We start from the raw sequence: 12,895 nt of genomic DNA, 5'->3' as shown, positions 1-12,895 counted from the left end.
GACGGCATCAGGCCTTGGCGATAAGGTCCTTTTCAGCCTCGGCCTTGGCCCGCGCCTTGGCCCTGATCAGGCGTTCGAGATCATCCACCAGATTGTCCTTGCCCAGCTTTTGATTGGGTTCACCGTCGACGTAAATCAGGTTGTTGGGGGTACCGCCAGCGAGGCCGATATCCGCTTCCCGGGCCTCGCCGGGGCCGTTGACCACACAGCCGATCACGGCCACGTCCATGGGTGTGGTGATGTCTTCCAGCCTGACTTCCAGTTCATTCATGGTTTGGATAACGTCGAAGTTCTGCCGCGAGCAACTGGGGCAGGCGATAAAGTTGATGCCCTTGCTGCGCAGCTTGAGGCTTTTCAGCAAGTCCCAGCCGACCTTGACCTCTTCCACCGGGTCGGCCGCCAGGGAAATCCGCAGCGTGTCACCAATACCATCGAGCAACAGTGCCCCCAACCCCACCGCCGACTTCACAGTACCGGAGCGCAGGCCTCCGGCTTCGGTGATACCGAGGTGCAGGGGTTGCTCGATCTGGGCGGCCAGCTGGCGGTAGGCCGCCACCGCCATAAACACGTCCGAGGCCTTGACGCTGACCTTAAAGTTTTGGAAATCCAGTTGATCGAGAATTTCCACGTGACGCAGGGCCGATTCCACCAACGCCGCCGGTGTCGGTTCGCCGTACTTCTTCTGCAGATCCTTTTCCAGCGAGCCGGCGTTGACACCGATGCGGATGGGTATGTTCAAATCGCGCGCCTTATCGACCACCGCTCGAATGCGCTTTTCGCGGCCGATATTGCCCGGGTTGATGCGCAGGCAGTCGACCCCGAGATCCGCCACCCGCAGGGCGATGCGGTAATCGAAGTGAATATCGGCAATCAGCGGCACAGTCACCTGCTTGCGTATTTCGCCAAATGCCTCGGCCGCCTCCAGGCTCGGCACCGACACTCGCACCAGGTCCGCACCGGCATTCTGGATGCGCTGGATCTGCGCCACCGTGGCGGCGACATCACAGGTTTCGGTGTTGGTCATACTCTGCACACTGATGGGGGCATCGCCACCCACCGGCACATTGCCCACCATGATCTGGCGGGATTTACGACGTTTTATGGGAGATTCAAAATGCATGACAATATCCTGCGCGACTGCTACTGATTGCGGCTATTTGCCAATGGTGGTTTTCAGGCGATTTTTACTGTCGCCGCCGGACAGCGGCACAGCCGTGCTGTTGAGTGCGACCCTGACGGCGCGGATATCACCAAACACCACTTTAAACGGTGCCCTGCCTTCCAGTTGCAGCCGGTCGCCGGCCTGGTAGAGGTTGGTCGCCAGCACATCGCCATCGGCGTCAATCACCTCCAGCCAGCACTCGCCGCTGAATTCAAGCGCCAGCTGATCACGCACATCTGCCGCGACGGGGGCAACCGCGGCCGCCAGTGGGGCTGCCGCTGCTTGCCCGGTCGCTGCAGGTGCTGATGCCACAACTGTACCTGCCTCAACTGTACCTGCCTCAACTGTACCTGCCTCGACTGTACCTGCCTTGCCCTGCGGCTCCGCCTCAAGCGGCGCTGCGCTGCCAGCTGCCGCTGCTTGCAACTGGTTGCCCGCCGCCGCCTGCGTCGATTCAGTGCTGGAAGCGGCCAGCTGTCGCGGCGCGGCCGCTCTGCTGCTGGCGGGCTTGCTGACAGAACTAGTGGCAGCTTGCGTCGTCAGCTGGGCATCGTCATTGCCACTGACAATAAAATACGCTACCGCTCCGGCCAGCAGAACTAGCAGCAGCAGAATAATGCTCTTGTGATGCTGGCTGAGCAGTTCCCTGGAATTAAAATGACTGCCAAAACCGTTGTTAGACGGGTGTAGCACCGGCTCAACGGTGTTATTGAGCTGATCGCGGTAGGCCCGGTAACTGTCGATCAGTTCCTGGGGCGGCAGCCCAACCAGCTTCGCGTAGGCCCGAATATAGCCCAGCACGAAGGGTTCAACCGGTAAATATTCGTAGCGATCGTTTTCCAGTGCGTGCACGTAATTTTCCGAAATATGCAACACAGTAGCGACTGACGCCACATCCAGGCCGGCTTCCTTGCGCGCACTTTGCAACTGAAAGCCCGGCGAATTCATATCCGGCTGACCGCTGGGGCTTTCATCCTTGTGGTTGGTGTTGTGCCTTAATTCAATCATTCTATGCTCTTCTTATACTCAAGAAACTCTTCCGAGTATGGGTGCAGGTTTTTAAGTGCCAGCGCGTAACTGGCTTCCTTGTCCTTGTTACCAAAGTGGCGCTCCAGCCGAATCCCCAACCAGAGGCTGCGGGGTGTCTGCCGGCTCAACTTTGAGAACTGCTCAAAATAGTGCTTGGCGACCACGTAATCCTGGCGCGCGTAGTAAATATCGGCGAGCTCGATATGGGCCAGGCTCAGCCGGAAATTAATTCCCAGGGATTGCTTCAGTGTCTTGATGGCGGCATCGGTTTTGCCCAGCTGCAGCTGGGTCCGGCCGAGGTTCATCAGGGCGACATCACGGCGCTCGTAGGACTGGTCCTCCACCACCTGCAGCAGGTGCTTTTCTGCCTCGGGGTAGCGCTGCAGGCCGTGGAGAAAGGCCGCATAGTTGTTGCGCGCCAGGGAAAAGCCAGGTTCCAGTGCCAGCGCCCGGGTGAAATGCTTTTCTGCCAACTCCTCGTTATTTTCAAATTGATAGACCAGCGCCAGGCCATTGTGGGCACCGGCCGAACGCGAGTTGATATCGATGGCCTTGAGGAAATGGCGCCGCGCCGACTCCTTGTCGCGTTGGCGCAAATAACCCATGCCCGCCTGGACGTGGGTTTGCTCGGCCTTTTTCAGGTCCACCGTACGTTCCGGGGAATTACTGGTGGTGACGCAGCCGCTCACCGCCAGCAGCAGGGCCGACAACCCCACTGCCTGCAGGAGTAACCTTTCAATTGCTGTTAACCAGCGCGGCATTGCTCACCTCTTTTGCTGTCGCTGCAACACTTTGGCTGCAACCACTGATACATTCTGTTACCGCGAATGACACTGACTTCGGTAGTTGCGAAGATAGTTTCGAAGGTAGCTGCGAATATTCTGGTCTCGATTTTCGCTCCTAACTCCTGTTTTCTACAGACCGGTTTTCAACAGTCCGGCTTTCTACAGCAGCCCAATTGGCATTGGCACTGCGACCCGTGCCGCTGTGCTGCTCCCGGTAGCGCTGGCTGCGGCGGGTCTTGTCGTTTACCGCGCCGGCCAACTGACCGCAAGCAGCGTCGATATCGTCACCCCGGGTAGTGCGCACCGTGGTGGTAAATCCGGCTCTGGTGAGGATATCCTGAAAGGTGCGTAAAGCGTTATTGCTAACCCGTCGATAATCCGATTGATCGAAGGGGTTAAAGGGAATCAGGTTGATTTTGACCGGGATATCCTGCAATAGTTGCGCCAACTCGTGGGCGTGCTCGGGCCGGTCGTTGATCTCCCGCATCAGGGTGTATTCGATAGTAATTTTACGATGATTGTCGGGCAACCCGGCCACATAGCGCTGGGCCGACTCCAACAACATGGCGATGGGGTATTTCTTGTTGATCGGTACCAGCTGGTTGCGCAATTCGTCGTTGGGCGCGTGCAGCGAAATGGCCAGGCAGACATCAGTGTACTGGCCCAGTCGATCCAGTGCCGGCACCACCCCTGAGGTACTCAGGGTCACCCGTCGCTTGGACAGACCGTAGCAGTTGTCGTGCAGCATCAGGTTCATGGCATCGACGACGTTATCGAAGTTCAGCAGCGGCTCGCCCATACCCATCATCACCACATTGGTGATGATGCGCGGCCGGTTCTCGCCGAACTGGCCGTAGGATTTGGCCGCCAGCCAGACCTGGCCGATGATCTCGGCCGCGGTCAGGTCGCGGTTAAAGCCCTGCTTGCCGGTGGCGCAAAAACTGCAGTCCAGCGAACAGCCCACTTGTGATGAGACACACAGGGTGCCGCGGTTGCCATCCGGAATCAGTACCGTTTCGATGGCACTGCCACCGCTGACACGAATCAGGAACTTGCGCGTACCGTCGGCCGAATCCAGCTGCTGCAGCACCTCGGGTGGACGGATCTCCGCCACCTGGCTGAGCTTTTCTCGCAGCGCCTTGCTGATGTTGGACATCTGCTCGAAGTCGTCTACACCCATTTGGTGGATCCACTTCAAGACCTGGGTCGCGCGGAATTTCTTCTCCCCGATCGACTCAAAGAATGCTTCCATCTTTGCCTGCGACAAACCCAGCAAGTTGACCTTTGCAGGTTCTGCCAGGTTTACCGCCGCTATCTGCTGTTCTGTCATGCCGTTAATACTCACGAGCCCCTGTTTATTGCGTACTGCAATCAGCTTACTGCAATCAGCGCGGGCAGATTTCGCTGCTGCTGAAGAAATAGGCAATTTCACGGGCCGCAGATTCCGGTGAATCGGATCCGTGCACCGCGTTGGCGTCAATGGTTTCGGCGAAGTCAGCGCGGATGGTGCCAGCGGCGGCTTCTTTCGGGTTGGTGGCACCCATCAGGTCACGGTTGGTGCTGATGGCGTTCTCACCTTCCAACACCTGCACAACCACAGGACCAGACGTCATAAAGGCTACCAGGTCCTTGAAGAACGGGCGCTCTTTGTGCTCAGCGTAAAATCCACCGGCTTTGGCATCATCCAGCTGCAGCATTTGCATGGCGACAATCTTCAGGCCGGCCTTTTCAAAACGGGCAGCAATTTCACCGATTGCGTTTTTCGCAACAGCATCAGGTTTGATAATGGACAGGGTGCGTTCAACAGCCATTTGTGTCTCCGAAACAAATTAAAATCAATGATAAAGCCTCAATGTGAGGCCTACTTTCCTGTGTCGATAAACCCACTCTCCCGGTTTTGCCAGCGCCAAACCGCTGCCGGGGCAAGTAAACCCGCGGATTATACGCAGGTTCGTGTGAATTTCATACGCGAGCAGGGGCTATTTTCCGGCAAACCGGGGCATTCTGCCAGCCAGCCAGGACCGACCAGGCGGGCACCGGGCTCAGGCGGGCTCGGCGGCCCGGGCAATACCCTGGATGCGAGAGACAATGGCGCGCAGACCGTTGCCGCGGGTGGGGCTCAAATGGCGTTCGAGGTCCAGCTTTTGGAAGTATTCGTCGATGTCAAAACTGCGAATTTCGGCGGCGGTTTTGGCGTTATAAGCCGCCATCACCAGCGCCAGCAAACCGCGCACGATAACCGCATCGCTGTCCACTTTGAAATACAGCTTGTCGGCGTCGGCCTGGACATCGATCCAGACGTTGCTCTGGCAGCCTTTGACCAGGCGCTCGGGGGTGTGCAGGGATTCATCCAGCTTGGGCAGCCCCCGCCCCAGATCGATAATGTAGGTGTAGCGCTCTTCCCAGTCATCGAAAAAGGCCAGGTCATCAAGAATTTCGTCGGGTGTCGGTAAGCTCATAAGTCTCGTCTAGCCTAAAAAAATAATCCGGCTTCCAGTTGCGCCTCTTCGCTCATCATCGCGCGCGACCAGGGTGGGTCAAACACCAGCTCCACCGCCACCGCCTTGACGTTGGGCACCTTGCCAACCCGGTATTCCACGTCGCTGACCAGCACCGGCCCCATGCCGCAACCGGGCGCGGTCAAGGTCATTTTAACCTCGACCCGACCACTGTCGCGATCGATAGCAACCCCGTAGATCAAGCCGAGCGAAACCAGGCTGATGGGTATTTCCGGGTCAAAAATACTGTCCAGGGCCTGCCACACCTGCTCCTCGTTGATCTCGCCACTGCCGTCGTCGGCAAAATCCGGCAACTCCACCTCCTGGCCTATGGCGGCAGCGTCCGTGCCATCGATACGGTACATATTGCCGCGCCAGGTGACAGTAAAATTACCCCCCAGACTCTGGTTGATGGTAATAAACTGGTCGACCGGAATCACAACCGGCTCGCCCGAGGGCACTCGCCGCGCCGGACACGCCTGCCGGGTGACAACCATGGACTGCTGCATTAACGCTTTTCCCCGCTCACGCCCAAACTATTCCACATTAAAACTTTCACCGCAGCCGCATTCCGCCACCACGTTCGGGTTATTAAACTTGATCACCCGGTTGACGCCCTCGGTCGCCATATCGATCTCGGTGCCCCGCAGCAGCTTGAGCGCCTGCGTGTCCACCGCCACCGTAATGCCCTCGGCCGGGTGAATAACCGTGTCGCCCGCTTCCGGGCCGTCGGCAAAATCCAGTACGTAGGCATAGCCCGTGCAACCGCTGGTCTGGGTGCTGAGACGAATGATTTTACCCGCCTGCCCTGCCAGTTTGGTGCGAAAGTGCCGCACTGCGGCCTCGGTCATGGTGACCACCTCTGCGGTGGGTTCAAACGTAGAAACTGACATATTTACCTCACAATACTGCAATAAACCCTAAACCCGGTCTCTTGAAATCCGGTCTGGTCCTAGCCGGTATGGCCCAGTCCGCCCGGACCACAGCGGGTTAATCCAACATGGTCCGGACTTTTTTCAAGCCCGCGAACAGGGCGTCAACTTCTTCCAGCGTGTTGTAGATGGAAAAACTGGCCCGGGCGGTGCCCGGTACACCCAGGCGCCCCATCAATGGCTGGGCGCAGTGGTGCCCGGTGCGGATGGCGATACCCTGGCGATCCAGCAAGAAGCCGATATCGGCCGGGTGGCCCTGCTGCATAAGAAAGCTCAGCACACCTATTTTACGGGCCGCGCGACCGACAATGGTCAGGCCGTCGAATGCTTCCGCGGCGCGAGTTGCGCGCTCCATCAGGGCCGCTTCGTGGGCCTGCACTGCGGCCAAATCCAGCTGCGAAAACCAGCGGATGGCCTCACCCAGGCCGATAACTCCGGCGATATGGGGGGTGCCCGCCTCCAGCCGGTAGGGCAAGGTGTTCCAAACTGCCGACTGGTAGGTGACCTCGGCAATCATCTCGCCGCCGGTTTTCCACACCGGCCAGTCTTGCAGCAACTCCTGCTTGCCCCACAGCACGCCGATGCCGGTAGGGCCAAAAATCTTGTGGCCGGAGAAGGCGTAGAAATCGCAGCCCATGGCCTGCACGTCGATATCGCCGTGGGCGACTCCCTGGGCACCGTCCACCAGCACCAGCGCGCCGGCCTGCCGCGCCAGCTGGCACAGCTCTTCAACCGGGTTTATGGTACCGAGGGCATTGGACACCTGGGGAAACGCCACCAGCCGGGTGGCCGGGCTGAGCAACTCGCGGAACGCCTCGACCTGCAATTCACCGGCCTCGTTGATGGGGGCGATCTTCAGGCTCGCTCCGGACTGCTGGCAGGCTTGCTGCCAGGTCACCAGGTTGGCGTGGTGCTCCATCTCGGTCACCAGGATTTCATCGCCCGCCTGCAGGCGGCTGGCGATACCGTGGGCGACGATATTGATCGCCTCGGTGGTGCCGCTGGTCCAGACCACTTCCTCCCGCGCCCGGGCATTGATAAACCCGGCCACGATATCCCTGGCACCCTCGTACTTTTGGGTTGCTTCATCCGCCAGCCGATGGGCACCGCGATGGACATTGGAATTGCAGTTGCTGTAGTAGTCGACAATCGCATCAATCACGCACTGAGGCTTTTGCGTAGTCGCCGCATTGTCCAGGTACACCAGGGGCTTGCCGTCCACCGTGCGCGACAGAATCGGGAACTGCTCGCGCAGGGCCTGCACATCAAAGGCAGACTGGACACGAAAATCAGCCGCTGTCATTTGACCTCCATCGCCGCGAAACGCTGCCGCAATTGCGGTCGCAGCCATTCGGCCAAAACGGCATTGGGCATATCGTCCACCAGCTCATTGATAAAACCGAAGTTCAGCATAATCTGCGCCTGCTCGCGCTCGATACCGCGCGACTGCAGGTAGTACATGGCTTTCTTGTCGATTTCGGCAACCGTGGCACCGTGGGCACAGCGCACATCGTCGGCGTAGATCTCCAGCTCCGGCTTGGTGTTGATTTCCGCCCGGTCTGACAGCAGCAGGTTGCGGTTGTTCAGCTCGGCCAGGGTTTTCTGGGCGTGGCGGTGGATGTGGATTCTGCCATTGAATACCGCGCGCGAATTGTCGGCGACGATGCCACGCACGTTTTCCTCCGAGGTGCCGTTGGCGACGGCGTGCTCGATATTGCTGTGCAGGTCGAACAGCTCTTTGCCATCCAGCAGGTAAATGGCGTTCAACAGCGCCTTGGCGCCCTCGCCTTTGTGGTTGATGTCCATATCCACCCGCGAAAGGCGGCTGCCAAACGCCACCAGGTTACTGGTCAGGGTGGCCCGCTCGGCCAGGTCAAAGTGGCTGCCACCGATGTGCATGGCCTCACCGGATTGCAGGGCAAAACGGTAGTGTTCCAGCTCAGCGTCGGTGCCGATGCTGTACTCGGCGAAGCCGGTGCTCTGGCTCAACTGGTTGCCGACGTAGTGCTCGACAATACTGACTTTGGCGCCGCTGCCGACACGCACCAGTACCCGGGCGTGGGCTTCGCTGCCGCCATTGACAATATTGACGATACGCAACGGCCGCTCGATGCGAGCGCCGTCGGCGACGTCGATGATCAAACCGTCGGTGGCCAGCACATCGTTGACCAACCCAAACAGATGGCGCTCCGGCTTGACCTGGGCGAAGGTCGCCTGGGCCCAGTCGAGGCGCGCGGCTTCAGCGCTGGCCAGGGGCAGCACTTGCAGGCCCTCGGGCCAGGCCGCGGCCAGGGTATCGGCCTGCAGCTGGCCGTCGCGAATAACGATATCAAAGCTGTTCAAGCCTTCGATGGGCTCGGCCTCGATATTGGAAGCCACCGCAGTGGACAGCTCCGCCCGCTCCCAGACATTGATGGGAACGTATTTCCAGGCCTCGGTTTTACGGGTCGGCCACTGGCTCTCCTGTAACAGTCGCAGGGAAGCCTGGCGCCGGGGCGCCAGCCAGTCGTGAATGGCCTCTCCCCGCTGCGCCGCGCTACTCAACCAATTAGTCATACCCTTATTCCTCGCCTGCTGGCGCTGGCTGGTCCTGCAACCAGGCGTAGCCCTGCTGTTCCAGTTCCAGCGCCAGTGAGGAGTCGCCACTCTTGACGATCTTGCCGTCGGACAGCACGTGGACGAAGTCGGGCTTGATGTAGTCGAGTAGGCGCTGATAGTGAGTAACGACGATAAAGCTGCGCTCCGGCGAGCGCTGGCTGTTGACGCCATTGGCCACCACCTGCAGGGCATCGATATCCAGCCCGGAGTCGGTTTCGTCGAGGATGCAGATTTTCGGCTGCAACATCAGCATCTGCATGATTTCATTGCGCTTCTTCTCGCCCCCGGAAAAGCCCTCGTTGACGCCCCGCTTGAGGAACTCCGCCGGCAGGTTCACCTGCTTGCAGGCCGCCCGTGCCGCCTGCAGGAAATCCCGCGAGCTCATGGGCTCCTTGTCTTGCGCCTTGTGCTGGGCATCCAGCGCCGCCTTGAGAAATTCCATATTGCTGACCCCGGGAATCTCCACCGGGTATTGAAAAGCCAGGAACAAACCGGCGCGGGCACGATCTTCCGCCTCCAGTTCCAACAGGTCGGCACCGTCGATAGTGACACTACCGCCCTCCACTTCGTAGCCGGGCCGGCCGGACAGGGTGTAACCCAGGGTGCTCTTGCCGGAGCCGTTGGGGCCCATAATGGCGTGCACTTCACCGGGCTTAACCTCCAGGTTGAGGCCCTTGAGAATGGTCTTGTCTTCGACACGTACTTGCAGGTTTTTTATCGACAGCATTAATGATTCCTCTTGCGGCGGGCTTAACCCACCGACCCTTCCAAACTGATTTCCAATAGCTTGCCGGCTTCTACCGCAAACTCCATGGGTAACTCTTTAAAGACTTCCTTACAGAAGCCGTTGACGATCATCGACACCGCCTTTTCCGGGTCGAGCCCGCGCTGCTGGCACAGGAACATCTGCTCATCGGAAACTTTCGAGGTGGTGGCCTCGTGCTCGACAATGGCACTCGGGTTGCGACTCTCCACGTAGGGAAAGGTGTGAGCGCCGCACTGGTCGCCGATCAGCAGCGAATCGCACTGGGTGTAGTTACGGGCGCCGGTGGCGCTGCTGTTCATGCGCACCAGGCCGCGGTAGCTGTTGTTGCTGCGCCCGGCCGAGATCCCCTTGGAGATAATGGTGGAGCGAGTATTCTTGCCAAGGTGGATCATCTTGGTACCGGTGTCGGCCTGCTGCATGCCGCGGGTCAGGGCCACGGAGTAGAACTCGCCGATGCTGTTATCGCCCTTGAGGATACAGCTGGGGTATTTCCAGGTAACCGCCGAGCCGGTTTCCACCTGGGTCCAGGAGATCTTGGCGTCGTTGTGACAGATGCCGCGCTTGGTGACGAAGTTGTAGATTCCGCCCTTGCCGTTCTCGTCGCCGGGGTACCAGTTCTGCACGGTGGAATACTTGATCTCCGCCCCGTCCAGCGCCACCAGTTCCACCACTGCGGCGTGCAACTGGTTTTCGTCCCGCTGGGGCGCGGTGCAGCCCTCCAGGTAACTGACGTAACTGCCCTCTTCGGCAATGATCAGGGTGCGCTCGAACTGGCCGGTATTCTGCTCGTTGATGCGGAAATAGGTGGACAGCTCCATGGGGCAGCGCGTGCCCTTGGGAATGTAGACAAAGGAGCCATCGGTAAAGACGGCGCAGTTGAGCGCGGCGAAGTAGTTATCCCGCTGCGGCACCACACTGCCCAAATACTGTTTCACCAGCTCCGGGTATTTTTCGATCGCCTCGGATATCGGGCAGAAAATAACCCCCGCCTCGGCCAGCTTCTCCCGAAAGGTGGTGACCACGGACACCGAGTCAAACACCGCATCCACCGCCACGCCAGCCAGCATCTGCTGCTCCAGCAGGGGGATACCGAGCTTTTCATAGGTCGCCAGCAGCTCCGGATCAACCTCGTCCAGGGACTTGGGTTTGTCCTTCATGCTCTTTGGCGCCGAGTAGTAGGAGATGTCCTGGTAATTGATCTTCGGGTAGTGCACGTGGGCCCAGGTCGGCTCTTCCATTTCGAGCCAGCCGCGATAGGCTTTCAAGCGCCACTCCAGCATCCACTCGGGTTCATTTTTCATCGCCGAGATGCGCCGGATGACATCTTCGTCCAGGCCCGGAGCGAAGGTTTCCGATTCGATATTGGAGACAAACCCGGCGGAGTATTCCCGCTGCAGTGCTCTGTCAATTTGCTCAGTCATGTTTACCACTCACTTGTTTCGGTAATACATTTTGATGAATGCAGTTTCGCCCGCGTCGAGCCCGGCCCTGTTCAGGCCGGCTGCAGTTGTGTCACCACGTCGCGAATATGCGCTATGGCTCGCGCCACGTCGTCATCGCTGGTAAAGCGCCCCAGCGAGAAGCGAATCGAGCTGTGCGCGTCCGCGTCGCTCACGCCCATCGCCTTTAATACGTAAGAAGGCTCGATGCTGGCCGAGGTGCAGGCAGAACCGGTGGAAACTGCCAGCTCCCGCAGCGACAACACCAGCGCCTCGCCGTCGACCCCGCCAAAACACACGTTCAGGTGTGCCGCGCTAACCGCCGTGGCCGAGCCATTGCGCCTGACCCCGGGCAGATCCTTGATACCATCCCAGAGACAATCCCGCTGGGCCGCAAGGCGCGGTATTTCCTGCGCCTGCCCGGCCGTTACCAGCGCCGCCGCGGCACCCAGCCCCACCAGCTGATGGGTGGCCAGGGTACCGGAGCGCAGCCCGCGTTCATGACCACCGCCGTGCATCTGGGCCCGCAACTGACGCTGAATGGCGCGCCGGGCATAGAGGGCACCCACACCTTTGGGGCCATAAAACTTGTGCCCGGACAAGCTCAGCAGATCCACTTGCAGGGCGGCCACATCCAATTCCACCTTGCCGATAGCCTGAGCCGCGTCCACATGCAGCAGAATATCCTGCTGCCGGCACATCTTGCCGATTTCGGCAATGGGGTTGATGGCGCCAGTCTCGTTGTTCACCATCATCAAGCTCACTAGCCGGGTGTCTTGCCGCAGTGCATCGCGCACCTGGGAGACATCGACAGCGCCATCGGCACCGGGCTCCAGCCAAGTCACCTCGACCCCACGCTGCATCAGCCAGCGCGCCGGATCGATAACCGCCTTGTGTTCCACCCGCGAGGTAATCAGGTGGCCGCTGTATTCCTGCGCCTCAAACACGCCCTTCAGGGCGAGATTGTTGGATTCGGTAGCGCCGCTGGTCCAAACCACTTCCCGGGGGTCGCAACCCAGCAAATCTGCCACTTCGCCCCGCGCCTGCTCGACTTTTTCTTCCGCCTGCCAGCCATACACATGGGAGCGGGAAGCCGGATTGGCGAACACGCCGTCCATGGTCAGGCACTCGGTCATGGCGGCCGCAACCGCCGGATCTACCGGGGTGGTGGCGGCGTAATCCAGGTAAATCGGTTTCTTCACGCGCCACCTGCGCCGATAAATTCAAGCGTCTGTTCGCGGTCGCGCTCGCGATTCTGTCGCTCCGCCACCTCGCGCACGTCATTCCTGGCAACCAGGCCCGCCAGGCTAATACTGGAGAGAAACTGGTGTATCTGGTCACTGAGGTCACACCACAGGTGATGGGTCAGGCATATCTGGCCATCGCTGCAATTGCCGGAGCCACCGCAGTTGGTGGCGTCAATCGATTCGTTGACGGCATCGATAATTTCCGCCACGCAGATCGCCTCGGCGTCGCGACTCAGCTTGTAGCCGCCGCCCGGGCCGCGCACGCTGCTGACCAACCCCTGCTGTCGCAACTTGGAAAACAACTGCTCAAGATAAGACAGGGATATATCCTGGCGGCGGGAAATATCCGCCAGGCTAATGGGCTTGTTTTCGGCATTTAATGCCAGGTCCAGCATTGCTGTAACCGCGTATCGGCCTTTGGTGGTAAGACGCATCAGCC

General features: G+C 59.6%; 14 protein-coding genes. All 14 read right to left on the bottom strand.

Features of this window, described 5'->3' with window-relative positions:
- Positions 1-7 precede the first annotated feature (7 nt).
- Positions 8-1,120, bottom strand: coding sequence for a flavodoxin-dependent (E)-4-hydroxy-3-methylbut-2-enyl-diphosphate synthase (ispG, locus tag G8764_RS09795; RefSeq protein WP_207951802.1), 1,113 nt, complete (start codon positions 1,118-1,120; stop codon positions 8-10).
- A gap of 33 nt (positions 1,121-1,153) precedes the next feature.
- On the bottom strand, positions 1,154-2,170 hold the full coding sequence (locus tag G8764_RS09790) for a helix-turn-helix domain-containing protein (protein ID WP_166164440.1): 1,017 nt from the start codon (positions 2,168-2,170) through the stop codon (positions 1,154-1,156).
- The gene (pilW, locus tag G8764_RS09785) at positions 2,167-2,952 is read right to left on the bottom strand and encodes a type IV pilus biogenesis/stability protein PilW (RefSeq protein WP_166164439.1); all 786 of its coding nucleotides are present in this window, start codon (positions 2,950-2,952) and stop codon (positions 2,167-2,169) included. The genes G8764_RS09790 and pilW overlap by 4 nt, the downstream gene beginning before the upstream one ends.
- A gap of 139 nt (positions 2,953-3,091) precedes the next feature.
- Entirely contained in the window at positions 3,092-4,306 is a 1,215-nt protein-coding gene (gene rlmN, locus G8764_RS09780) for a dual-specificity RNA methyltransferase RlmN (protein ID WP_166164438.1), read from the bottom strand.
- A gap of 55 nt (positions 4,307-4,361) precedes the next feature.
- Positions 4,362-4,787 (bottom strand): nucleoside-diphosphate kinase, encoded by a 426-nt coding sequence (ndk, locus tag G8764_RS09775; RefSeq protein WP_166164437.1) that lies wholly within the window; start codon positions 4,785-4,787, stop codon positions 4,362-4,364.
- Positions 4,788-5,018: 231 nt separating this feature from the next.
- On the bottom strand, positions 5,019-5,435 hold the full coding sequence (locus G8764_RS09770) for a SufE family protein (protein WP_166164436.1): 417 nt from the start codon (positions 5,433-5,435) through the stop codon (positions 5,019-5,021).
- A 14-nt stretch (positions 5,436-5,449) separates the two neighbouring features.
- The gene (sufT, locus tag G8764_RS09765) at positions 5,450-5,983 is read right to left on the bottom strand and encodes a putative Fe-S cluster assembly protein SufT (protein WP_166164435.1); all 534 of its coding nucleotides are present in this window, start codon (positions 5,981-5,983) and stop codon (positions 5,450-5,452) included.
- 27 nt (positions 5,984-6,010) lie between these two features.
- The gene (locus G8764_RS09760) at positions 6,011-6,367 is read right to left on the bottom strand and encodes a HesB/IscA family protein (protein ID WP_166164434.1); all 357 of its coding nucleotides are present in this window, start codon (positions 6,365-6,367) and stop codon (positions 6,011-6,013) included.
- Positions 6,368-6,464: 97 nt separating this feature from the next.
- Positions 6,465-7,709, bottom strand: a complete 1,245-nt coding sequence (locus G8764_RS09755) for an aminotransferase class V-fold PLP-dependent enzyme (RefSeq protein ID WP_166164433.1) — start codon at positions 7,707-7,709, stop codon at positions 6,465-6,467.
- On the bottom strand, positions 7,706-8,962 hold the full coding sequence (sufD, locus tag G8764_RS09750; RefSeq protein WP_166164432.1) for a Fe-S cluster assembly protein SufD: 1,257 nt from the start codon (positions 8,960-8,962) through the stop codon (positions 7,706-7,708). Before sufD ends, G8764_RS09755 begins: the two co-directional genes overlap by 4 nt.
- A gap of 4 nt (positions 8,963-8,966) precedes the next feature.
- Positions 8,967-9,731 (bottom strand): Fe-S cluster assembly ATPase SufC, encoded by a 765-nt coding sequence (gene sufC / locus G8764_RS09745; protein ID WP_166164431.1) that lies wholly within the window; start codon positions 9,729-9,731, stop codon positions 8,967-8,969.
- Between the two features lie 23 nt (positions 9,732-9,754).
- Positions 9,755-11,191, bottom strand: coding sequence for a Fe-S cluster assembly protein SufB (sufB, locus tag G8764_RS09740; RefSeq protein WP_166164430.1), 1,437 nt, complete (start codon positions 11,189-11,191; stop codon positions 9,755-9,757).
- 71 nt (positions 11,192-11,262) lie between these two features.
- Positions 11,263-12,411 carry an aminotransferase class V-fold PLP-dependent enzyme gene (locus G8764_RS09735; protein WP_166164429.1) on the bottom strand — a complete coding sequence of 383 codons (1,149 nt, stop codon included), beginning with the start codon at positions 12,409-12,411 and terminating at the stop codon, positions 11,263-11,265.
- Positions 12,408-12,890 (bottom strand): Fe-S cluster assembly transcriptional regulator IscR, encoded by a 483-nt coding sequence (iscR, locus tag G8764_RS09730; protein ID WP_166164428.1) that lies wholly within the window; start codon positions 12,888-12,890, stop codon positions 12,408-12,410. The genes G8764_RS09735 and iscR overlap by 4 nt, the downstream gene beginning before the upstream one ends.
- Positions 12,891-12,895: the final 5 nt, after the last annotated feature.

Source organism: Pseudomaricurvus alcaniphilus, assembly GCF_011440395.1.
GTDB lineage: Bacteria > Pseudomonadota > Gammaproteobacteria > Pseudomonadales > Cellvibrionaceae > Pseudomaricurvus > Pseudomaricurvus alcaniphilus.
The sequence above is the reverse complement of the archived record's forward strand: the minus strand, read 5'-3'. Positions and strand labels throughout refer to the sequence as shown.